This is a genomic window from Streptomyces sp. DG1A-41, from assembly GCF_037055355.1.
In the GTDB taxonomy this organism is placed as follows: Bacteria; Actinomycetota; Actinomycetes; order Streptomycetales; family Streptomycetaceae; genus Streptomyces.
In genome coordinates this window covers 6152105-6173594 of the sequence record NZ_CP146350.1, presented here as the reverse complement: position 1 = coordinate 6173594, position 21490 = coordinate 6152105, and the positions used below count along the sequence as shown (strand labels likewise).

The window sequence follows — 21490 nt, the reverse complement described above, 5'->3', positions numbered from 1 at the left end:
GTCCGAATGGCAAGATGCCGTAATCACACGAGGTCGCGACACTCGAAGACGTGTGTTCTCGTCGACCCACGGCACTGTCGGCACCGTCGGCAGCGCTCCGCCCCATCGGCAACTCCACCCATCCGCCGGAGGAACCCACCATGACCGCAAGCTCCACCCGTCGTACGACCGCCGCGCACTCCCGGCTAGCAGCGGTCGGTGCGATCGCGGTCGCAGGCGCGCTGATGCTCACCGGATGCGGTGACCAGACCAAGGACACCGGCTCGGGCGAGACCGCGACGACCGCGGCCCCGCTCGCCGACAAGCTGCCGAAGTCGATCCGCGACAAGGGCGTCATCAAGGTCGGTTCGGACATCGCGTACGCACCGGTCGAGTTCAAGGACAGCTCCGGCAAGGTGGTCGGCATCGACCCGGACCTCGCGGCCGCCATGGGCAAGCAGCTCGGCGTCGACTTCCAGTTCGAGAACGGCACCTTCGACACGCTGATCACCGGTCTGCGCTCAAAGCGGTACGACATCGCCATGTCCGCGATGACCGACACCAAGGACCGCCAGGAGGGCATCGACTCCGACACCGGCAAGAAGGTCGGTGAGGGCGTCGACTTCGTCGACTACTTCACCGCCGGTGTGTCGATCTACACCAAGAAGGGCGACGACCAGGGCATCAAGACCTGGTCCGACCTGTGCGGCAAGAAGATCGTGCTGCAGCGCGGCACGGTCTCCGAGGACCTCGCCAAGGCGGAGTCGAAGAAGTGCCCGGCCGGCAAGAAGATCGCCATCGAGTCCTTCGACAACGACCAGCAGGCCCAGACCCGCCTGCGCGCGGGCGGCGCCGACGCCGGCTCGTCCGACTTCCCGGTCGCCGCGTACGCCGTGAAGACCTCCGGCGGCGGCAAGGACTTCCAGCTGGTCGGCGAGCAGGTCGAGGCCGCTCCGTACGGCATCGCGGTCGCCAAGAACCAGACGCAGCTGCGGGACGCCCTCAAGGCCGCGCTGGACGCGATCATCAAGAACGGCGAGTACGAGAAGATCATGAAGAAGTGGGGCGTCACGGACGGCGCCATCAAGGAAGCCACCATCAACGGCGGCAAGTGACCGCGGCACAGCGGCACTGAAAGGCAACACCCGTGACTGTTGACATCGACAAGACGACGGGCCCGGCCGACACGCCCCCGGCCGGACCGGAGGCCATCAAGGCCATCCCTGTCCGGCACTACGGGCGGTACGTCTCCGCCGTCGTCGCCATCGCCCTGCTGGTCGGGGTCGTCTACGCGTTCTCCCAGGGCAAGATCAACTGGGACGCGATCCCGGACTACTTCTTCGACGACCGTGTCCTTCAGGGTGTGGGCAGGACCCTCCTGATCACCGTCCTGTCCATGGTGATCGGCATCGTCGGCGGCATCATGCTGGCCGTGATGCGCCTGTCGAAGAACCCGGTGACCTCGGCGATCTCGTGGTTCTACATCTGGTTCTTCCGCGGTACCCCGGTCCTGGTGCAGCTGGTGGTCTGGTTCAACCTGGGCCTGGTCTTCGAGTACATCAACCTCGGGCCGTTCTACAAGGACGAGTGGTCGGACTTCATGACCCCGTTCCTGACGGCGCTGCTGGGCCTCGGTCTCAACGAGGCCGCGTACATGGCGGAGATCTGCCGGGCCGGTCTGCTCTCGGTCGACGAGGGCCAGACCGAGGCGTCGCACGCGCTGGGCATGAGCCACGCCAAGACGCTGCGCCGGATCGTCATCCCGCAGGCGATGCGCGTGATCGTGCCGCCGACGGGCAACGAGGTCATCAACATGCTGAAGACGACCTCGCTGGTCTCGGTCGTCCAGTACTCCGAGTTGTTCCGCGTGGCCCAGGACATCGGCCAGACCTCGGGTGCGCCGGCCGAGATGCTGTTCCTGGCGGCGGCCTGGTACCTGCTGCTGACCTCGGTCTTCAGCGTCGGCCAGTACTACCTGGAGCGGTACTACGCGCGTGGTTCGAGCCGGTCGCTCCCGGACACCCCGTTCCAGAAGATCAAGGCCAACCTGCTGTCCCTGTCGAACCGTCCGTCGGCGGGAGGTACCGCATGACTGCCATGGTCAAGGCCGAAGGCGTCCACAAGTCCTTCGGTCCCGTAGAGGTCCTCAAGGGCATCGACCTGGAGGTGAAGTCCGGCGAGGTGTTCTGCCTCATCGGCCCCTCCGGCTCCGGCAAGTCGACCTTCCTCCGGTGCATCAACCACCTGGAGAAGATCAACGCCGGCCGCCTGTACGTGGACGGGGAGCTGGTCGGCTACCGCCAGAAGGGCGACAAGCTCTACGAGCTCAAGGACAGCGAGGTCGCCCTCAAGCGCCGGGACATCGGCATGGTCTTCCAGCGCTTCAACCTGTTCCCGCACATGACGGCCGTGGAGAACATCATGGAGGCGCCGGTCCAGGTCAAGGGCGTGAGCAGGAGCCAGGCCCGGCAGCGCGCCCTGGAGCTCCTGGACCGGGTGGGCCTGGCCGACAAGGCGGGCAGCTACCCCTCGCAGCTCTCCGGCGGCCAGCAGCAGCGCGTCGCCATCGCGCGGGCCCTCGCCATGGACCCGAAGCTGATGCTGTTCGACGAGCCGACGTCGGCACTCGACCCGGAGCTGGTCGGTGACGTCCTGGACGTCATGCGCGACCTCGCCGAGTCCGGCATGACGATGATCGTGGTCACCCACGAGATGGGCTTCGCCCGCGAAGTGGGCGACAGCCTGGTCTTCATGGACGGCGGTGTGGTGGTCGAATCCGGCCACCCGCGCGAGGTGCTGACGAACCCGCAACACGAGCGGACGAAGTCGTTCCTGTCCAAGGTGCTCTGACTTCACACGGCGAGGGGGCGGTACGGGAACTCCGTACCGCCCCCTCGGCGTGCTACTTCAGGGCGAGCAACAGGGTGTCCGAGGGCGAGCACCACACCGGCCTGGCCTCGCCGAATCCCTTCTCGCGCAGCACGCGCGCGTGCCACGCCGCCGACGGCATGTCGCCGTCCGCGTGTTCGCCGTAGATCTCGTAGCGGCTGGCCGTGGGCTCCGCGAGGACCGGGTCCTTGGCGGCGAGCTGCCACCACTGCGACCAGTCGAGGATGCCGTCCCGCTTGGCCTGATCCATACGGGCGTGCCGCTGTACCCGCTCGGCGGCGTTGATCCGGGGCGTCGTCTCGTCGATCATATGGTCCGCGTTCATGAAGACACCGCCGTCGCGGACCACTCCCGCGACCTGGCCGTAGAGGTCCGCGAGGGGTTCCCGGTGCAGCCAGTGCAGGGCCGTCGCGGTCAGGACGGCGTCGTACGAGTCGTACGGCAGCTTCGCCGGCCAGTCGGGGTCCTTGAGGTCGGCCGTGACGAGGCTGACCCGCTCGTCGCCCGCGAACGTGCCCTCGGCGATGGCGAGGAGCGCGGGGTCGAGGTCGACGCCGGTGCTGGTTGCCTCCGGGAACCGGGCGAGCAGCCGGGCGGTGATGCTCCCCGTGCCGCAGGCGAGGTCGAGCACGCGCGGGGCGGTGCCCACGAGGGCCTCCACCATGTCGAGCATGATCCGGAACCGCTCCTCGCGGTCGGGCAGGTACCACTCCTGCTGCCGGTCCCAGCTCTCCTGCCAGGCCTGCCAGTCGGCGGTGGTCGTGGTGATGTCCGCGTCCGTCATCGAGCCCCTCCCTCGTAATACCCTGGAAGCACCATCAGCTGTTACGAGTGCGCGCTCACGACGATAAAGCCCCTCCGTAAGGACTACAAGTGGAACTGGCCTATTACTCGGACTATGCCGTGCGCCTCGTCAACACCGAGGAGCCGGCCCGGGGCACGGACACCCTGACGTCGGTCGAGGCGGTCCGTGACCTGTTCGGCGTCAACCAGTCGGCGGCCCGCCGCGCCACCGACGCGGACGTCACCCGCTTCCGCTCGGTCAGGGCCCGGCTGCGCGCGGTCTTCGAGGCGGCCGACAAGGGCGACGAGACGCTCGCCGTGGACCTGCTGAACTCGCTGCTGCTGGAGTTCCCGGTGAGCCCGCAGATCTCCGGGCACGACTTCCGCGACGACGACGGCCGCCCCCTGTGGCACATGCACCTGGCGGACCACCCGTCCAACGCGACCGCGGGCTACGCGGCGATCGCGGCGATGGGGCTGGCGTTCCACCTGACCGAGTACGGCGTGGACCGGCTCGGCCTGTGCGAGGCCGCGCCCTGCCGCAACGCCTACCTGGACACCTCCACCAACCGCTCCCGGCGTTACTGCTCCGACCGCTGCGCGACCCGCGCCAACGTGGCGGCCTACCGCGCGCGCAAACGCCTCGAAGCCGCCCGGCCCGACCTGCCCGAGAAGACGGGCCTGGCGGCCGACAGCGCCCAGCCGAGCAGCGCCCAGGGCGAACGCCGATCGGACCTGCGCGGCCGGTAGCGGAACCGGACCCGCCCCAGCACCAGGTCGTCGGGCACGACGCCGTAGTCGGTGCTGTCGCCTCCGGCGTACGCGTTGTCCCCGAGCACCCACCAGCCGTTCTCGCGCCGCTGGGCGATCCGCTTGACGACCAGCAGGTCCTGCTGGAAGGGGTGCCGCAGCACCACGACGTCGCCGGGCTTGATCCGGGACCCGTAGTGCACCAGGAGCCGGTCCCCGTGGTACAGCGTGGGCACCATGGACGGACCGGTCACCTCGGCCACCCCGAAGGGCGCGGCCGACCTACCCCGCTCGGACTCCTGCGACAGCTCCGGCATCACCCGGCACCTCCCCGGTTCTTCGTCCACCAGTCTCAGTCTCACCCCGGACTTTTGTCCTAAGCCCATGGGGGCACTCGCGAAAAGCCGTCCCTCACGGAGTAATGTCCCCTGTGAGAAGACGATCACGAGGAAGGAATGCTCCATGCTTTCCCGCCTGTTTGCCCCCAAGGTCAAGGTCAGCGCACACTGCGACCTTCCCTGCGGTGTGTACGACCCCGCCCAGGCCCGCATCGAGGCTGAGTCGGTGAAGGCCATCCAGGAGAAGATGGCCGGCAACGACGACCCGCACTTCCAGGCGCGTGCCACCACCATCAAGGAGCAGCGCGCGGAGCTCGCGAAGCACCACGTGTCCGTGCTGTGGAGCGACTACTTCAAGCCGCCGCACTTCGAGAAGTACCCCGAGCTGCACCAGCTGGTCAACGACACCCTCAAGGCCCTCTCGGCCGCCAAGGGTTCGACCGACCCGGCGACCGGCCAGAAGGCGCTGGACTACATCGCCCAGATCGACAAGATCTTCTGGGAGACCAAGAAGGCCTGAAGTTTCAGGGCAAACGAAGGGGCCCGGCCGGGAGAACCCCGGCCGGGCCCCTTCGTCATGGGGTGGCGGTCGGTGCCGGTCAGTGGAACTGCGGGACGATCAGGAAGATGCCGTACGCCACCACGACCGCGCAGGCGAGGAAGCACAACGCCGCCTGGGCGATGCCGAGGGCAAAGGTGCGGCCCTGCTGTTCGCGGGCGCCCTCCAGTTGGGCGAGGCCGAGGACGCCGAGGGCGAAGACGGCGACCACGGCGACGGTGACGCCGATGCTCACCGCGGTGACCTGGCCGAGTGCGGTCCAGTCCAGATGCATGTCGACTCCCCGACGTTCAGGCGGCCGTGCCGACCTTGGCGGGCGGCTCGGTGCGGATGGTGACCTCGTGTGCGTCGTTGACGTTGTGCGCGTGCACCGGGTTGCGGCGCGAGACGACCACGATGCCCACGGCGAGGGCCGCGCCGACCAGGGCGACGACCGCCGTACCGAGGTCACCGCCGCTCTGGACCACGCTTGCGGCCAGTCCGCCGACCAGGGCGGCGGCGGGCAGCGTGATCAGCCACGCGAGCGCCATGCGGCCCGCGACGGCCCAGCGGACCTCCGCGAGCCTGCGGCCGAGACCCGCGCCGAGGATGCTGCCCGAGGCGACCTGGGTGGTGGACAGGGCGAAACCGAGGTGAGCGGAGCTCAGGATGACGGTGGTGGAGGCGGTCTCGGCGGCGAAGCCCTGCGGCGACTGGATCTCGGTGAGGCCCTTGCCCATGGTGCGGATGATGCGCCAGCCGCCGAGATAGGTGCCGAGGCCGATGGCGAGGCCCGCGGACGCGATCACCCACAGGGGCGGGCCGGCGTCGTGGCCGAGCGCGCCGACCGAGATCAAGGTGAGGGTGATGACGCCCATGGTTTTCTGCGCGTCGTTCGTGCCGTGGGCGAGGGAGACCAGCGAGGCCGAGGCGATCTGACCGATCCGGAAGCCCTTGGTCACGGAGTCCTTGCGGGCGCGATCGGTGAGCCGGTAGGCGAGGTAGGTGGCCAGCAGCGCGGCGCCACCGGCCACGACCGGTGAGGCCACCGCCGGGACCAGCACCTTCTCGACGACCTTGTCGAAGTGGACGCCATGGCTGCCCGCCCCGACCCACACGGCCCCGATCAGCCCGCCGAACAGGGCGTGCGAGGAACTCGACGGCAATCCGACCAGCCAGGTCAGCAGGTTCCACAGGATCGCCCCGACCAGGCCCGCGAAGATCATCCCCGGGCTGACGAGGGTGTCGTCCACGATGCCGCCCGAGATGGTCTTGGCGACCTCCGTGGACAGAAAGGCACCGGCCACGTTGAGGACACCGCTGATCAGGACCGCCGTACGGGGAGCGAGTGCGCCGGTGGCGATGGACGTGGCCATCGCGTTCGCCGTGTCGTGGAATCCGTTGGTGAAGTCGAAGGCGAGCGCCGTCACGATGACGACCGCCACGAGGAACGTGATGTGGTCCATTCCTGAATGCAAACAAGTGCAGGCCAATAGGCGGGGAACGGCGATGCAAAGGCTGGTCAAGGTTCACGCGGGTGGCGGTGACGTCGCCCCTCTATGATCGCGCCCATGGGGATCCGCTGGACGTACGCCTTCATCGACCGCCCTCGCGAGGCCTTCGGCACCGCATGTGACTTCTGGACGGCGGTCACGGACACCCGGCTCTCCGAACCGCGCGGAGACGACTCGGAGTTCGTCACGCTGGTCCCGGACGACGCCGACGCCTGTCTGAAGGCCCAGGCGGTGCGATCGGGGGACGGCGGTGCGCATCTCGACTTCTGTGTGGACGACGTGAGGGAGTTCGCCGACTCGGCGATGCGGCTCGGCGCGAGCGTGGTGGCCGACCTCGGGTCGCTCGTCGTACTGCGGTCGCCCGGCGGGCAGTTGTTCTGCGCGGACCCTTGGCGCGGGCAATCGTCGCGGCCGCGGATGGTGCGGGGCAGCCGTCTCGACCAGGTGTGCGTGGACGTGCCGCCGTCCGCCTACGACGCCGAAGTCGCCTTCTGGAGCGGACTGCTGGCCGACTGGACGCCACGGCCCGGTTCGCTGCCGGAATTCCACGTGGTCGAGCCGCCGCCCGGCCTGCCGGTACGCCTGCTCCTGCAACGCCTCGACGAGGAACGCCCGGCATCCGCCCACCTCGACCTCGCATGCGCGGACGTCGCGGCGACCCGGGCGTGGCACGAGGAGCTCGGGGCCGTGTTCGTGGCCGGCTTCTCGGGCTGGACGGTGCTGCGCGACCCGGCGGGCGGCACGTACTGCCTGACGACCCGGAACCCGGAGACGGGCAGGCTGCGCGGCTAAATCCTCCGCCCGTGCTCGCCTCGTCCGGTACGGTCGCGGAATTGTCATTCACTGCTGGGAGCCATGAGGTCGTGTGTGGCCTCCCCGGCAAATCCCAGGCTGAGGGCAGGTTTCGTTCATGGCATGTCGTATCAGTGAGCTCGTACTCGGTTGCCGGGACCCCGAGTTGCTGGCCCGGTTCTGGTGCGAGGTCCTGGACTTCGTCGTGCTCGATCGCGAAGGGGACGACTGCATCGAGATCGGGCCGCGCGAAGGGTTCGGCGGCCCGCAGCCGACGATCGTCCTCAGTCGCAGGGATGAGCCGGAGAAGGGGAAGTCCCGGCTGCACATCGACGTCAACGCCACCGACCGCGATCAGGACGCCGAACTCGAACGCCTACTGAAGCTCGGCGCGCGCCCGGCCGACATCGGCCAGACAGGCGAGGAGTCGTGGCATGTCCTGGCCGACCCCGAAGGCAATGAGTTCTGCCTGCTCAAGGCCCGTCTCAACCCCCTGTGACTGCGTACGCGCACAGGACGGCTCGGCCATCCTCGGGCGTCGGGCAGGGCGGCAAATCCGGTGTCTCGTTGGGCTTCGTCTTCTCCCAGACGTACGGCCCCTGAGGCTCCGTCGCGTCCTGCATCCACAGCGTCAGCCCGCCCGCGACGGCCACCACCAGCGCCCACACGATCACCACACAGCGCCACACCCTGCGACGCCGCTCCCCCGTCATTCTCATGCCTCCACGCTAGTCCCTCAACCGCTCGGCCCGCGCCTGCACATAGCGCTGCTCGGGCAGGCCGAGGGTCTGCGCGGCCACCGACTCGCAGGCGGCACGGGCGGCACGGGCGGCTCGCGGGCGGCACGGGCGGCTTCGGGTCGCCCGCGCGCTCCAGGAGGCGCCCCGTACGGCGTTCACACGGTGCCCCTTCAACTCGCCGGCGGGACCGTTCAGTTCGGTCAGGCCGGCGTGCGGGCCGTGGACCATGGCAACGGCAACCGCGGTTGAGGCGTTCGACCGGGCCGGGGACCCGGCGGACGAGCACGTCGTACAGGCCCAGGCGTGGGGGCCGCCGCGGGTGTGTTCCCCACCGGCGCGCCCATCGGCGTCACCCGGCCCTCAGATGTCCCCGGAGCCGTCATCACGACCGGGTAGTCGGGGGCGCCGTGCCGGCTGGGGGCACCGGGCGTGCTCGGCGATCTCGGTGACCCGCTCCAGGCCCTCGCACTCCAGGACCCAGTAGCCGGCCGGCTTCTCGGTCTCGCTGTACGGGCCGTCGGTGATCACCGCCTTGCCGTCGTCACCGCACCATGACCAGGCACTTCATCAGTCCGCCCCTTCGGCTCTCACTGCCCTGGTGGGCGGCTCTCTTCAGGGACGTCGGAGCCGGGCCGGGATGCTCGACACGAGCTCAGGAATTTCCCACGACGGTTTCTCCAGGGGCGTCTTCGGGCGGGGTCGTCGCGGGTGGGGCGGTGGTTTCGGCGGACCGGGGCTTGGCCGCGGTCCGGGTGTCCTCGCCGGCGTGGCCGCTCTCGGCCCCCTCCGCGTCGTAGGCCGCGCACTCGGGGTTGCGGCAGGGACCCGGCACCCAGCGCGGGACCCACGCGCCCAGCGTCTTGTGACGCCGGACGACTGTTTCCACTGGCTGTCCGCAAGTCGGACAGACGTGTCCTTGGCTGCCCATGTCCTCAGGGTAGGCCGGTCGGGGCTTCAACGCTTCCTGCTGTACGTGCGCACCAGCACGCCGTTGCCGAAGGTACGCACCGACTCCAGAGCGAAATCCGAGATCGCGATTGCGGAGCCGAACATCGGCATGCCCGCGCCGTACACGAGCGGGTAGGTCTTGATGACGAGTTCGTCGATCTCGTCGAGCAGCTCTCCCGCGATCCTGGAGCCGCCGCACAGGTAGATGCCGAGCTCTCCGGCCTCGGCCTTCAGCTCGCGGACCTTTCCGACCAGGTCGTCCGCGATGATCTCGACGTTCGGGTCGGGTGATTCCTTGAGCGTGCTGGAGGCGACGTACTCGCGCAGGTGGGCATAGGGGCTGGTGATGCCCTCCTTCAGGGCGAGCTCGTAGCTGCCGCGGCCCTGGACGACGGTGTCGAACCGCTTGTTCGGCAGGTCGTCGAAGCCGAGGGCCCGACGGCCATGGGTGGCCGCGGTTTCCGGATACTCCGTCTTCAGGAAGGCGAGGAACTCCTCGTCGAGGAAGCGGAGCATCGACGTCGCGTCTCCGCCCGGGTCGCCGATGAAACCGTCGATGGAACAGGCGATGAAGTACGTGAGCTTTCGCAAGCCGGTCTCTTTTCGTAGGCTGCCGATGCAATGACTTCAGTTGTAGTACTTCTGATGTAGTGGTTGCAAGGGAGTATCGGCGAACCGTCGAAAGTGGGAGAAGGGACTCCACATGGTCAGCAATCCCGAGCGCCGGGCCGCGCTCGTCGACGCCGGCGTCGAGGTGCTCGCGCGCCAGGGAGCGCGCGGGCTGACGTTCCGCGCGGTGGACGCGGAGGCCGGCGTGCCCGTGGGCACGGCCTCCAACTACTTCACCGACCGGGCCGACCTGCTGCACCAGATCGACACCCGGCTGCACGCAAGGCTCGCGCCCGACCCCGACGTGGTCGCCGAGCTGATGACCCGCCCCAAGGACCGCTCACTGGTCACGGCCTTCATGTACGACCTCATGGCCCGCGCGACACGCGACCGCACGGGCTATCTGGCCCTCATGGAGCTGCGCCTGGAGGCCACCCGGCGTCCAGGACTGCTCGCCTCCTACACCAAGTCCGTGCGTGGTGACCTGGAGGAGGCCATGGAGTTCCACCGGACGGCCGGCCTGCCCGGCGGCGACGAGTCCGTCGCCGTGCTGTACCTGGCCATGCTCGGCCTGCTCCTGGAGCATCTGACCCTCCCGGGCGTCCTGGCGGGCGTACTGCCCGGAGTGAGCGTCCCGGACGGGCTGGTGGAACGGATCGTGGCGACTGTGTTGCCGGAGGGGTAGGAGAAGGCAGGGCCGGACGAAGGGGCGGAACCCGTGCCGGCGGGTGGGCCAGGCCGGCGGGAGAGGCCTAGGCCGGACGGAGGGCCGGACGGAGCCAGCGCCCAGTCGGGCCGGACGCGGGCAGAGAAGGCCAGGACGCGGCCTCATCAGTGCGAGGCTCCGCCAAGGCCGACCGGAGGGCCAGACAGAGCCAGGGCACAGTGGCGCCGGACGCGGACGAAAAGATCAGGACGCGGTCTCGGCGGTGCGGGGCTCGCGCCACATCGGCCACATGGTCGGGCCGCCCTCCGGGAGGTCGAGCGCCGGGCCGGCGAGCTCGAAGCCGAGGCGCTCGTAGAGCTTGCGGCTGCGGGCGTTGCTCGCCTCCAGGTAGGCGGGCAGCCCGTCGCGGTCGCAACGGTCGAGGACCGACTCGATGAGCGCCGTGCCGAGGCCCTCGCCCTGGCGGCCGGGGGCCACCCCGAGCATCCACAGGTACTCGTGGGCCCGCCCGGAGGGGTGGATGGCGGCGGTCAGCCGGCCGATCGCCTCGACGCGTTCGTTGTCCGGGTCGACGGCCTGACGCAGCTGGGCCGGACCGTCGTCCGCCGCGTCGCCGTCATGGTCGTCGGCCGGCATGGACAGCCACAGCGCACAGGCCGAACCGTCCTCGGTGAGGTCGATGCGCCCGGCCGCGAGCACGATGTCGGTGAAGGCGGCCATGAGCCCGGGATGCTTGGCACGACGATCCTCCGCCCCGGGGAAGACCCAGCCGCTCACGGGGTCGTCCTGGAACGCCTCGTCCAGCAGCCGGACGACCAGCTCCCGGTCCTCCTCGCCCGCCGTCCGGATCGCCACACCCATGTCCCGCCCCTTCGCTCGTCCCGACGGGCGTTGATCGTAGGGCGGTTGGGGGCCGTCCCGGCGAGCGGGGCGTGAGCTTGGCGGGATTTCATCGAACAGTTGCCCAAAGCGCCTGTCATCACCGGCCGTAGAGAGCGGATCCCGCACACAGTGGGGCAGTGCGGGACCCGCCTGAACCGGAGGCCCGGGGCCGTACGGAGTCAGGAGCCGCACGGCCCCGGCATCCGGGGTCCTGCCCTTCGGTCATCCGAAGGTCCGTCAGGTGCTGCCGACGGCCGGTCGCCGCACCGTCGGCCGTCGCCGACCGCCGATTTCCGCTCCGCCGGTCGTCAGCTGCTGCGCCGTGTCACGAACTCGGCGAGGGCCAGCAGACCGCCCGCCGCCTCCGGGTCCGGCACTGCGCGTGACAGTTGCTGCAAAGCCCCTGCCATCCGGTCGGCCGCCTGGTTCTGCGCCCAGTCACGGCCGCCCGCCCGCTCCACGGTCAGAGCGATGTGGTCGAGGTCCTCCTTCTCGCTGGGTCGTGCGTACAGTTCGGCGAGTTCCGCGGCCGCCGGCGTGCCGGAGGCGAAGGCCGCCACGACCGGCAGGGACTTCTTGCGGGCGGCCAGGTCCGCGCCGACGGGCTTGCCGGTGCGGCGTGGGTCGCCCCATATGCCGATGACGTCGTCGATGAGCTGGAAGGCGAGCCCGGCCTCCCGGCCGAACGCGTCCAGCGCCGCCACTTCCGCGTTCCCGGCACCCGCGTACAGCCCGCCGATCGCACAGGCGCTGCCCAGCAGTGCGCCCGTCTTGGCCTCCGCCATGGCGAGCACCTCGTCGAGCGTGACCTCGCCGGGACCGCGCTGCTCCATGGCCGTGTCCGCGTGCTGTCCCGCGCACAGTTCGACCACGCAGTCCGCGAGCCGGGCGGTGGCGGCCGGGGCCGCCGGATGCGGGTCCTCGGCGAGCAGCCGCATGGCCAGCGCCTGGAGGGCGTCCCCGGCGAGAATCGCGTCGGGGTCGCCGAACACGGTCCATACGGTGGGCCGGTGCCGGCGGGTGGTGTCCCGGTCCATCACGTCGTCGTGCAGCAACGTGAAGTTGTGGACCAGCTCCACCGCCGCAGCCGCCCGGACCGCCGCCGCCCGTGCCTCGGGTCCGCCGAGCGCGGCCGCCGCGGCGAGGACGAGCGCGGGCCGGATCGCCTTGCCCGAGCCGCCCTCGGCCGGTGTGCCGTCCGCCTGCTCCCAGCCGAAGTGGTAGAGCGCGATCCGGCGCATCGGCCCGGGGAGCGAGCCGAGCACGTCCCGCAGGACCGGGTCGACCTCCGCCCGGGCCCGCTCCAGGAACATGACCGCCTCGTGCCCCTCGGCCGGTCCCGGCCGGCCGTCCCGCTGTGTCCCGATGGGCCTCCGCCTTTCCGGTGCCCCGGCCGCGTGCCCGGGCTCGGTACCGCGCTGCCCGCCGGGGGCGGGCAGCGTCGTCTCCGTCCTGAACTCCGTAAGGGACTCACCCATGGGACCGCCTCGGAGACTGAGCGGACGATGGCGCTTCCGCTGCCGCTGGGCGCGTACCCCGAGGGTGTACCCGCGCTGCCGGGCGCGGACACGGCCGGCGTACCGGAAGCGTCACCGCCAGCGGCCGATCTCGACGTTCTCCAGGACGCCGAGCGCATCCGGTACCAGGACCGCGGCCGAGTAGTAGGCCGTGACCAGGTACTTGATGATGGCCTGTTCGTTGATGCCCATGAAGCGCACCGACAGGCTCGGCTCGATCTCGTCCGGGATGCCGGAGGCCCGCAGGCCGATGACGCCCTGGTCGCTCTCGCCGGTACGCATGGCGATGATCGACGTCGTCCGCTCCTGGGTCACCGGGATCTTGTTGCACGGGAAGATCGGCACCCCGCGCCAGGTGGGGATGCGGTTGCCGGCCATGTCGATGGTCTCGGGGACGAGCCCTCGCTTGTTGAGCTCACGGCCGATCGCGGCGATCGCGCGCGGGTGGGCGAGGAGCAGTTTGGTGCCGCGGCGCCTGCTGAGCAGTTCGTCCAGGTCGTCCGGGCTCGGCACGCCGTCGTGCGGCTGGATGCGCTGGTCGTACTCGCAGTTGTGCAGGAGGCCGAAGTCGCGGTTGTTGATGAGCTCGTGCTCCTGGCGCTCCTTCAGCGCCTCGACCGTCAGCCGGATCTGCTGCTCGGTCTGGTTCATGGGCTGGTTGTACAGGTCGGCCACGCGCGTGTGGATGCGCAGGACGGTCTGGGCGACGCTCAGTTCGTACTCACGGGGCCTGGCCTCGTAGTCGACGAAGGTGTGCGGGATGTCCGGCTCACCGGAGTGGCCGGAGGCGAGGTCGATCTCCTTCTCGCCGTACTTGTTGGAGCGCTGCTCGGGGATCGAGCGGCACTGCTGGAGGTGCTCGCGCAGCGAGTCCGAGCGCTCCGCGATCTGCTCGACGTCCTGGCGGGACAGGACGAGCACGGTGCACGCGGTGAGCGCGCGGGCCGTGTACTCCCAGATGGCGTCCTCGTTCAGCAGGGCCTCGTCGCCGAGGTAGGCGCCGTCGGCGAGGACTCCGAGGGACTCGTCGTCGCCGTACGGGCCCGTGCCGATCTTCTCCACCCTGCCGTGCGCCAGCAGGTACACCTCGTCGGTCTGGCTGCCGAACGAGGCGATCACCTCGCCAGCGGCGAACTCCCGTTGCTCGCAGCGCCGGGCGATCTCGGAGAGCACCTCCTGGTCCTCGTACGACCGCAGCGCCGGCAGTTCGCCCAGTTCCGCGGGGATGATCTCGACGCGGTCGCCGGTTTTCACGAACGTGATCCGGCCGTCACCGACGGCGAACGTCAGTCGCCGGTTCACCCGGTACGTACCACCCTGGATGTCCACCCAGGGCAGCATGCGCAGCAGCCAGCGGGAACTGATCTCCTGCATCTGCGGCACGGACTTGGTCGTGGTGGCCAGGTTCCGCGCGGCCGCCGTGCCGAGACTCTGCTGCGGCTTGGTCTGCTCCGTGCGGACCTCTTCGCCTACCGACATAGAGAACTGCCCTCCCGGTTGTGACCGACGCCCATATGCCTCGGGCATCGATGTGCGCGCACAAGCCTTCCCCATGTGGCGCCGCAGTGCTATTACACGAAAGAGCGGGAATGGATCTTCGTATAACTGGGCAGGAGGGCCTGCCCTTCCGGGGTTCGCGGGCGGCGCGGGCGGGCTCCGGCGGCTGGCGACAACCCGTGGGAACCTGTCGGTAATGCCGCTGGGGAGCGTGCGGGACCGGACCTAGCGTGGTGAGCCGTTCCTTCCACCGACTCCGGAGACGGCCCATCCATGCAGTACATCGCGCCGATCGGCATCGGCATCCTCTACGCCCTGTTGATGTCCCTCGTGCCCGAACCGCACCGGCGGCGCCTGAACGCGGTCATGGTCGCCGGTGCCGGCGCGGCGTACCTCAGCGGCGGCGGCATGGGCGGCTGGGAGTTCCCCTTCACCGCTCTGCTCACCTACGTCGCCTTCCGCGGCCTGGAGTCGTGGACGTGGATCGGCATCGGCTGGCTGCTGCACACGGCGTGGGACATCGTCCACCACGTCAAGGGCCATCCGATCATCCCCTTCGCCCACACCTCCTCCCTGGGCTGCGCGGTCTGCGACCCGGTGATCGCCATCTGGTGCCTGCGGGGCGGCCCCTCGCTCATCGACCTCGTACGCGACCGTCGTCGGTCCGGGCAGCCGCAGCCCGGCCCGGGCCCGCGGGAAGGTGTCAGCCACGAAGCCCCCTCTCCCACCCCCGGGTGACAATGGCCCGGTGACCAGCCCCGACACCCCCGGATTCGCCGCACTGCGCCCGCGGCTGCCCTCGCCGGTACAGGAGGCCGCGGACGACCGGTTCGAGCGCCACGGCGTCCGGCTGGTGCTGAAGCGGGACGACCTGATCCACCCGGAGCTGATCGGCAACAAGTGGCGCAAGCTGGCGCCGAACCTCGCGGCGGCGGCCGGCCGTACCGTCGTCACCTTCGGCGGCGCCTACTCCAACCACCTGCGCGCCATGGCCGCGGCCTGGCCTGCTCGGCATTCCCACGGTCGGCGTCGTACGCGGCGAGGAGCTGGCCAGGCCCCTCAACCCCTCGCTGACCCGCTGTACGGCCAACGGCATGCGGCTGCACTTCGTCGACAGAGCGACGTACCGCCGCACGTCCGAGCCGCGGACCCTGGCCGCGATCCTGCGCGCGGCGGACGCCGACGAGGCGTACGTCGTCCCCGAGGGCGGCAGCAACGCGGAGGCCGTACGCAGCTGCCGGGCGCTCGGCGCCGAACTGCACGACCGGGCGGATGTCGTCGCCGTGGCCTGCGGCACCGGCGGCACACTGGCCGGACTGGCCGCCGGACTCGCCCCTGGGCAACGTGCCCTGGGTGTCGCGGTCCTCAAGGGCGGCTTCCTGGCCGCCGACGTCAGGGCCTTGCAGCATCAGGCCTTCGGCGGCCCGCGCGGCACCTGGAGCCTCGACGACCGCTTCCACTTCGGCGGCTACGCGCGCGTGCCCGACGAGCTCGACACCTTCGCCGCGGACTTCGAGCACCGTCACGGACTGCCCGTCGAACGCCTGTACGTCGCCAAGCTGCTGTACGGACTCGTCGCCCTGGCCGGCGAAGGCGCCTTCCCACGCGGGACGACGGTGGCGGCCGTGATCACCGGCCGTCCCTTCCCGTGACGCCCGGCAGCGCGTCCGTGCCGTCCGCCCTCTCCCGCCCCTACGCCCTCTCCCGGAAGGCCGCCGCTTCTTCCAGGTCCAGCCTGCGCAGCAGCGTCCGCAGCATCTCGTCGTCGATGTACCGGGCGTCCCGGAGCTTGACGAACACCTCGCGCTCGGCGCTGATCATCTCCCGCGACAGCCGCCGGTAGGTGTCGTCGACGGACTCCCCGGTGACCGGGTTGACCTGGCCGAGCCGTTCCCAGACGGCGTTGCGGCGGCGCTCCAGCACGGTGCGGAGCCGGTCGGCGAGCGGCGCGGGCAGGGCGTTGCGCTCGTCGGCGAGGAGTTCGTCCAGGCGCCGTTCGGCGGCCCGGGAGGCCTGCGCCTGGGCGTTGGCCTCGGCCAGTGTCTCGGCTTGTGTGTCCCGCCCGGGGAACTTCAGCAGACGGATCAGCGGGGGCAGGGTCAGGCCCTGCACGACCAGCGTCCCGATGACCGTCGTGAAGGTCAGGAAGAGGATGAGGTTGCGGTGCGGGAAGGGCTCCGCGCCGTCATGCAGGGTGAGCGGGACCGAGAAGGCGATGGCGAGGGAGACCACGCCCCGCATACCGGCCCACGCGACGACGAACGGCCCCTTCCAGTTCGGGCTCGCCTCCCGCTCCCGGATCCGGGCCGACAGCAGCCGCGGCAGGAAGGTCGCCGGGTACACCCACACGAACCGGGTCACGACGACCACCAGGAAGACGGCGACCGCGTACCAGGCGGCCAGGACGCCCTCGTGCTCCCCGAGGCCTCTCAGCACCACCGGCAACTGAAGTCCGATCAGCGCGAACACCGCCGACTCCAGGACGAAGGCGACCATCTTCCACACCGCCTCCTCCTGGAGGCGCGTGGCGAAGTCGACCTCCCACGCGCGGTGTCCCAGGCAGAGCGCGACGACCACGACCGCGAGGACACCGGAGGCGTGCACCTGCTCGGCGACGGCGTACGCGACGAACGGGGTCAGCAGGGAGAGCGTGTTGTGAAACAGCGCCTCCTTCACGTGCGTGCGCAGCCAGTGGATCGGCGCCATCAGCACGAGCCCGGCCACGACGCCGCCGACCGCGGCGAGCAAGAACTCGCCGATGCCCCCGGCCCAGGTCGCGCCCTCGCCGACGGCGGCGGCCAGGGCCACCCGGTAGGCGGTGATCGCGGTGGCGTCGTTCAGCAGGGACTCGCCCTGGAGGATCGTGGTGATCCGCGACGGCAGCCCGATGCGGCGGGCCACGGCCGTCGCCGCGACCGCGTCCGGCGGCGCCACCACCGCGCCGAAGACCAGGGCCGCGGTCAGCGGCAGGCCCGGCACGATCAGGTACAGGGCCCAGCCGACGACGAAGGTCGCGAACAGCACGTACCCGACGGACAACAGCGCGACCGGCCGCAGCTGCGCCCGCAGGTCGAGGTACGAACTGTCGGTGGCGGCCGTGTGCAACAGCGGGGGCAGGATGAGCGGCAGGACGATGTGCGGGTCGAGGGTGTAGTCCGGCACTCCGGGCAGAGAACTGACCGCCAGCGCGACCGCCACCAGCAACAACGGCGCCGGCACCGGTGTGCGCCTGGCCACCGCGGCGATCGCGGCGCTGCCCGCCACCAGCAACAGCAGTGGCATCACGTCCATCGTCCCCGCCCGCCCTCTTTTTTCCACGCGGTCTTCCGCGCGACCGCCGTAACCTGGCAATCATGAAACAGTGCACGCATGCCGACGCGCTGCCGCACCCCGAGCCCGTTCCGCTCTGCGAGACGTGTCCGGAGTGCCTGGCGGAGGGCATGGACCCGGTGCAACTGCGGCTGTGCCTGAGCTGCGGTCACGTCGGCTGCTGCGACTCCTCGCCGGGGCGGCACGCAGCGGAGCACCACAAGGAGTCCGGGCATCCCGTGATGCGGACCCATGAGCCCGGGGAGACCTGGCGCTGGTGCTTCGTCGATCATGTCCTGGTGTGACTCGACAGGACCCCGGCGCGGGACGGTTCGACCGTCTGACGTCTGGGTACGTCAACCCGGCGCACGCTCTTCCCTTTTGGGCCCGCAGAACCTCTAGACACGGAGCGTATCCACAGGTTTACTGTGAGTGACGGCAAGGGGTTGGGGTCCCGGGGACAGGACCGTTGAGAGCGCGGTAGCGTCACCGCTGAACCATGTATCGCGTTATCCCGGGGGGCGACCCTCGGCCCTGAAACACTTGTACCACCATGGAGGTGAGGGTGTCCCAGATCGCAGGCGAGCCCGCGACGCAGGACTTCGTGGAAGTCCGGCTGCCGGCCGCGGGTGCCTACCTGTCGGTGCTGCGTACGGCCACGGCCGGTCTCGCGGCCCGTTTGGACTTCACCCTCGACGAGATCGAGGACCTGCGCATCGCGGTGGACGAGGCCTGCGCGATCCTGCTTCAGCAGGCCGTGCCCGGCTCCGTGCTCAGCTGTGTCTTCCGCCTCGTCGACGACTCACTCGAGGTCACCGTCTCGGCGCCGACCACGGATGGTCATGCCCCCTCGCGGGACACCTTCGCCTGGACGGTCCTGTCCGCTCTCGCGGGCAAGGTCTCCTCCGCCGTGGACAAGGACAAAACCGTTTCGATCAGCCTCTACAAACAGCGCGGCGCGGGACCCGGGCCGGCGTGAGGAACGAGGACGGGCCGGTGCGGGACGAAGAGCGCGGCACACGAGAGCTGCCGGCCGAGGGCACGGGCGCAGGCGCGAGTACGGCGCCCATCGGCACGCGGCGCATGGCGGACGGCATCGACGGCATCCCCGAGCAGGCCCGCCCGCATCCCGAGGACGACTCCGCGGGGGCCGTCCTCCCGGGCGGCGGGCGGCCGGACCGGGACGATGCCGTGCGGAGCGCGCCTCCGGGCGGAGGGATCGCGGCATCTCCTGCCCAGGGGGGTCCCCCCACTCGCGCGCAGTCGGGAGTGGCGGAGGAGGCGAGGGCTCGGGGAAGGGCGACGGGCGGGACGATGAGCGAGCACGAGCGACACTCCGAGGACGAAGCGCCACGCGCACACCACGCACAGGGCGCGCAGCACGGCTCCCCGGACCGCAGCGGGGCGCGCGAGATGTTCCTCAAACTGCGCACCCTGAGCAGCGGCAGTCCCGAGTACGCGGAGCTGCGCAACCAGCTGGTCCGTATGCACCTGCCGCTCGTGGAGCATCTCGCGCGACGCTTCCGCAACCGCGGCGAGCCGCTCGACGACCTCACCCAGGTCGCCACGATCGGGCTGATCAAGTCGGTCGACCGCTTCGACCCTGACCGCGGCGTGGAGTTCTCCACCTACGCGACCCCGACCGTCGTCGGCGAGATCAAGCGGCACTTCCGCGACAAGGGATGGGCGGTGCGCGTCCCGCGTCGGCTCCAGGAGCTGCGCCTGTCGCTGACCACGGCCACGGCCGAGCTCTCGCAGCTGCACGGCCGCTCCCCCACGGTCCACGAGCTCGCCGAGAAGCTGGCGATCTCGGAGGAGGAGGTCCTGGAGGGCCTGGAGTCCGCCAACGCGTACTCCACGCTGTCCCTGGACGTCCCCGACACTGACGACGAGTCCCCGGCGGTCGCGGACACCCTCGGCGCGGAGGACGAGGCGCTGGAGGGCGTCGAGTACCGGGAGTCCCTCAAGCCGCTGCTGGAGGACCTCCCGCCACGCGAGAAGCGGATCCTGCTGCTGCGGTTCTTCGGCAACATGACCCAGTCACAGATCGCGCAGGAGGTCGGCATCTCACAGATGCACGTCTCGCGGCTGCTGGCGCGCACACTGGCGCAGCTCCGGGAGAAGCTCCTCGTCGAGGAGTGACGGCTACTTCTCCACGTTGCCGGGCCCGCGGATCCCGAGGGCCCGGGTCGTCTCGGGGTTCACGAGCAGGACGAGCGCCGCGACGGCCACGACCGCGAGGGCGATCCCGGCCGGAATGGCCATGCTGTCGGCCTGGAGCAGGTTGTAGGCCACCGGCAGCGCCATGAGCTGGGTGATGACGGCCGGGCCGCGGCTCCAGCTGCGGCGCCCGAGCAGCCCGCGCGCGGCGAGCAGCGGCAGCAGCGCGAGCACGACGAGCGTGACACCCCCGGTCACGGCCTGCTGCCGGTCGTCCGGCTCACCGGTGATGCCGAGGACGAGCATCCAGACACCGCCGACGACCAGCGCCAGCCCCTCCAGTGCGGCCAGCAGCGCGGCGTACGTCAGCCGCCGCGGGCGGGGGCCGGTGATGTCCGGGGTGGTGGGGGTCTGCTCACTGCTCACCCCTGAAGAGTAGTCCTCGTCCACGCGCCCCTCATGGCGAGGTTCACTCCCGCCCTCTTACCTGATCCCTACCTCGGTATGGGCCCGGTACCCCCCAGTAGGTACGCTGCCAGTCATGCGTGCACTTCTCGTGGTCAACCCGGCGGCAACCACCACAAGTGCGCGCACACGCGACGTACTGATCCACGCGCTCGCCAGCGAGATGAAGCTGGAAGCGGTCACCACCGAGTACCGCGGCCACGCGCGCGACCTCGGCCGGCACGCGGCGGACAGCGACGACATCGACCTGGTGGTGGCCCTCGGCGGCGACGGCACGGTCAACGAGGTGGTCAACGGCCTCCTGCACGCCGGCCCCGCCCCGGGACACCTTCCCCGCCTCGCCGTGGTCCCGGGCGGCTCCACCAATGTTTTCGCCCGCGCCCTGGGCCTGCCCAACGACGCGGTGGAAGCCACCGGGGCTCTGCTGGACGCCCTGCGCGACGGCAGCGAACGCACCGTCGGCCTGGGCCTGACCTCCGGCACGCCGGGCACGGAGGACGAGGCGGTGCCCTCCCGCTGGTTCACGTTCAACGCGGGGCTCGGCTTCGACGCCGGTGTGGTCGGCCGGGTGGAGCAGCATCGCGAGCGCGGCCGGAAATCCACACACGCTCTTTACGTACGCCAGGTCGTGCGCCAACTCCTCGGCGAGCCGAACCGCCGGCACGGCACGATCACGCTGGAGCGGGTCGGCGAGGATCCGGTCACCGATCTGGTGCTGTCCATAGTCTCGAACACCTCCCCGTGGACGTTTCTGGGGAATCGCCCGATCTACGCGGCACCTAAGGCCTCGTTCGATACCGGCCTCGACCTCTTCGGTCTGAGCCGACTGTCCACTGCGGCGGTTGCCCGGTATGGCACCCAGTTGCTCACTTCATCCCCCGAGCATGGGCCTCGCGGCAAGCACGCCACCTCTCTGCACGATTTGACCGAGTTCACCTTGCATTCGAAGGCCCCACTCCCCCTCCAGATGGACGGTGACCACCTGGGGCTGCGAACAAGCGTGACGTTCACAGGCGTACGCCGTGCACTGCGTGTGATTGTGTGAGCAGAACTGGCTAAAGTCCTTTCACTCGAACGTTTAGGCCAGGATCCACCCCATGGAAGTACGGCTGT

General features: G+C 70.1%; 25 protein-coding genes and 3 pseudogenes. 14 read left to right on the top strand and 14 right to left on the bottom strand.

The annotated features are described in order from the left end of the window. Positions 1 to 140 precede the first annotated feature (140 nt). The 3 genes from V8690_RS28915 to V8690_RS28905 are packed head-to-tail and all read left to right on the top strand — an operon-like array spanning position 141 to position 2829. A complete protein-coding gene (locus tag V8690_RS28915) occupies positions 141 to 1094 on the top strand; it encodes an ABC transporter substrate-binding protein (protein ID WP_338783048.1) in 954 nt (317 codons plus the stop codon). Between the two features lie 32 nt (positions 1095 to 1126). Beyond that, a complete protein-coding gene (locus V8690_RS28910) occupies positions 1127 to 2071 on the top strand; it encodes an amino acid ABC transporter permease (protein ID WP_338783046.1) in 945 nt (314 codons plus the stop codon). Next, entirely contained in the window at positions 2068 to 2829 is a 762-nt protein-coding gene (locus V8690_RS28905; protein ID WP_338783044.1) for an amino acid ABC transporter ATP-binding protein, read from the top strand. The genes V8690_RS28910 and V8690_RS28905 overlap by 4 nt, the downstream gene beginning before the upstream one ends. Positions 2830 to 2881: 52 nt before the next feature. On the opposite strand, the gene V8690_RS28900 is transcribed toward V8690_RS28905, so the two are convergent. Continuing rightward, on the bottom strand, positions 2882 to 3652 hold the full coding sequence (locus tag V8690_RS28900) for a class I SAM-dependent methyltransferase (protein WP_338783042.1): 771 nt from the start codon (positions 3650 to 3652) through the stop codon (positions 2882 to 2884). Between the two features lie 89 nt (positions 3653 to 3741). Here V8690_RS28900 and V8690_RS28895 point away from each other — a divergent pair, with 89 nt between their 5' ends. Beyond that, positions 3742 to 4401, top strand: a complete 660-nt coding sequence (locus V8690_RS28895) for a CGNR zinc finger domain-containing protein (protein WP_338783040.1) — start codon at positions 3742 to 3744, stop codon at positions 4399 to 4401. A 17-nt stretch (positions 4402 to 4418) separates the two neighbouring features. Here V8690_RS28895 and sodX read toward each other — a convergent pair. After that, positions 4419 to 4718, bottom strand: a pseudogene (sodX, locus tag V8690_RS28890) (nickel-type superoxide dismutase maturation protease); the annotation flags it as partial. Between the two features lie 145 nt (positions 4719 to 4863). Here sodX and sodN point away from each other — a divergent pair. Further along, the gene (gene sodN, locus V8690_RS28885) at positions 4864 to 5259 is read left to right on the top strand and encodes a superoxide dismutase, Ni (RefSeq protein WP_010040396.1); all 396 of its coding nucleotides are present in this window, start codon (positions 4864 to 4866) and stop codon (positions 5257 to 5259) included. Positions 5260 to 5338: 79 nt separating this feature from the next. Here sodN and V8690_RS28880 read toward each other — a convergent pair whose 3' ends face one another. Next, positions 5339 to 5572, bottom strand: coding sequence for a hypothetical protein (locus tag V8690_RS28880; protein WP_338783036.1), 234 nt, complete (start codon positions 5570 to 5572; stop codon positions 5339 to 5341). A 16-nt stretch (positions 5573 to 5588) separates the two neighbouring features. Next, positions 5589 to 6743, bottom strand: a complete 1155-nt coding sequence (locus V8690_RS28875; protein WP_338783034.1) for an inorganic phosphate transporter — start codon at positions 6741 to 6743, stop codon at positions 5589 to 5591. A gap of 105 nt (positions 6744 to 6848) precedes the next feature. Here V8690_RS28875 and V8690_RS28870 point away from each other — a divergent pair, with 105 nt between their 5' ends. Beyond that, positions 6849 to 7583, top strand: a complete 735-nt coding sequence (locus tag V8690_RS28870) for a VOC family protein (RefSeq protein WP_338783032.1) — start codon at positions 6849 to 6851, stop codon at positions 7581 to 7583. 118 nt (positions 7584 to 7701) lie between these two features. Beyond that, positions 7702 to 8082, top strand: coding sequence for a VOC family protein (locus V8690_RS28865; protein ID WP_338783030.1), 381 nt, complete (start codon positions 7702 to 7704; stop codon positions 8080 to 8082). Here V8690_RS28865 and V8690_RS28860 read toward each other — a convergent pair. The 5 genes and pseudogenes from V8690_RS28860 to V8690_RS28840 form a co-directional block, all read right to left on the bottom strand. Continuing rightward, entirely contained in the window at positions 8069 to 8302 is a 234-nt protein-coding gene (locus V8690_RS28860) for a hypothetical protein (RefSeq protein ID WP_338783029.1), read from the bottom strand. The two genes, V8690_RS28865 and V8690_RS28860, sit on opposite strands and share 14 nt — an antisense overlap. 9 nt (positions 8303 to 8311) lie before the next feature. Beyond that, positions 8312 to 8624 (bottom strand): annotated as a pseudogene (locus tag V8690_RS28855) (RNA polymerase sigma factor); the annotation flags it as partial. A 59-nt stretch (positions 8625 to 8683) separates the two neighbouring features. Beyond that, positions 8684 to 8851: a hypothetical protein gene (locus V8690_RS28850; RefSeq protein ID WP_338783028.1), complete on the bottom strand. Its 168-nt coding sequence runs from the start codon at positions 8849 to 8851 to the stop codon at positions 8684 to 8686. 124 nt (positions 8852 to 8975) lie between these two features. Beyond that, on the bottom strand, positions 8976 to 9251 hold the full coding sequence (locus V8690_RS28845) for a hypothetical protein (RefSeq protein WP_338783027.1): 276 nt from the start codon (positions 9249 to 9251) through the stop codon (positions 8976 to 8978). 26 nt (positions 9252 to 9277) lie between these two features. Beyond that, positions 9278 to 9862, bottom strand: coding sequence for a dihydrofolate reductase family protein (locus tag V8690_RS28840; protein WP_338783026.1), 585 nt, complete (start codon positions 9860 to 9862; stop codon positions 9278 to 9280). 112 nt (positions 9863 to 9974) lie between these two features. Between V8690_RS28840 and V8690_RS28835 the strand changes: the two genes are divergently transcribed. Continuing rightward, positions 9975 to 10565, top strand: a complete 591-nt coding sequence (locus V8690_RS28835; protein ID WP_338783025.1) for a TetR family transcriptional regulator — start codon at positions 9975 to 9977, stop codon at positions 10563 to 10565. Between the two features lie 225 nt (positions 10566 to 10790). On the opposite strand, the gene V8690_RS28830 is transcribed toward V8690_RS28835, so the two are convergent. The 3 genes from V8690_RS28830 to V8690_RS28820 form a co-directional block, all read right to left on the bottom strand. Further along, on the bottom strand, positions 10791 to 11408 hold the full coding sequence (locus tag V8690_RS28830) for a GNAT family N-acetyltransferase (protein ID WP_338783024.1): 618 nt from the start codon (positions 11406 to 11408) through the stop codon (positions 10791 to 10793). A gap of 329 nt (positions 11409 to 11737) precedes the next feature. After that, a complete protein-coding gene (locus V8690_RS28825; RefSeq protein ID WP_338783022.1) occupies positions 11738 to 12907 on the bottom strand; it encodes a family 2 encapsulin nanocompartment cargo protein polyprenyl transferase in 1170 nt (389 codons plus the stop codon). 111 nt (positions 12908 to 13018) lie between these two features. After that, entirely contained in the window at positions 13019 to 14425 is a 1407-nt protein-coding gene (locus tag V8690_RS28820) for a family 2B encapsulin nanocompartment shell protein (protein WP_338783020.1), read from the bottom strand. Between the two features lie 291 nt (positions 14426 to 14716). On the opposite strand from V8690_RS28820, the gene V8690_RS28815 reads away from it, so the two are divergent. Together V8690_RS28815 and V8690_RS28810 are read left to right on the top strand one after the other, a co-directional pair. Then, a complete protein-coding gene (locus V8690_RS28815; protein WP_338783018.1) occupies positions 14717 to 15181 on the top strand; it encodes a DUF6010 family protein in 465 nt (154 codons plus the stop codon). A gap of 10 nt (positions 15182 to 15191) precedes the next feature. Beyond that, positions 15192 to 16095 (top strand): annotated as a pseudogene (locus V8690_RS28810) (pyridoxal-phosphate dependent enzyme). Positions 16096 to 16135: 40 nt separating this feature from the next. Here the strand turns inward: V8690_RS28810 and V8690_RS28805 are convergent. After that, complete coding sequence (locus V8690_RS28805; RefSeq protein ID WP_338783017.1) at positions 16136 to 17734, bottom strand: Na+/H+ antiporter; 1599 nt, start codon at positions 17732 to 17734, stop codon at positions 16136 to 16138. Between the two features lie 62 nt (positions 17735 to 17796). On the opposite strand from V8690_RS28805, the gene V8690_RS28800 reads away from it, so the two are divergent. From V8690_RS28800 to V8690_RS28790, 3 genes are all read left to right on the top strand, one after another. After that, positions 17797 to 18057: a UBP-type zinc finger domain-containing protein gene (locus V8690_RS28800; protein ID WP_338783016.1), complete on the top strand. Its 261-nt coding sequence runs from the start codon at positions 17797 to 17799 to the stop codon at positions 18055 to 18057. A 260-nt stretch (positions 18058 to 18317) separates the two neighbouring features. After that, positions 18318 to 18731, top strand: a complete 414-nt coding sequence (locus V8690_RS28795) for a hypothetical protein (RefSeq protein ID WP_003992877.1) — start codon at positions 18318 to 18320, stop codon at positions 18729 to 18731. Positions 18732 to 18748: 17 nt separating this feature from the next. Then, positions 18749 to 19894, top strand: a complete 1146-nt coding sequence (locus tag V8690_RS28790) for a SigB/SigF/SigG family RNA polymerase sigma factor (protein WP_338785495.1) — start codon at positions 18749 to 18751, stop codon at positions 19892 to 19894. 3 nt (positions 19895 to 19897) lie between these two features. Here V8690_RS28790 and V8690_RS28785 read toward each other — a convergent pair whose 3' ends face one another. Further along, entirely contained in the window at positions 19898 to 20338 is a 441-nt protein-coding gene (locus tag V8690_RS28785; RefSeq protein WP_338783014.1) for a hypothetical protein, read from the bottom strand. A gap of 115 nt (positions 20339 to 20453) precedes the next feature. Between V8690_RS28785 and V8690_RS28780 the strand changes: the two genes are divergently transcribed. After that, a complete protein-coding gene (locus V8690_RS28780; protein WP_338783012.1) occupies positions 20454 to 21422 on the top strand; it encodes a diacylglycerol kinase family protein in 969 nt (322 codons plus the stop codon). Positions 21423 to 21490: the final 68 nt, after the last annotated feature.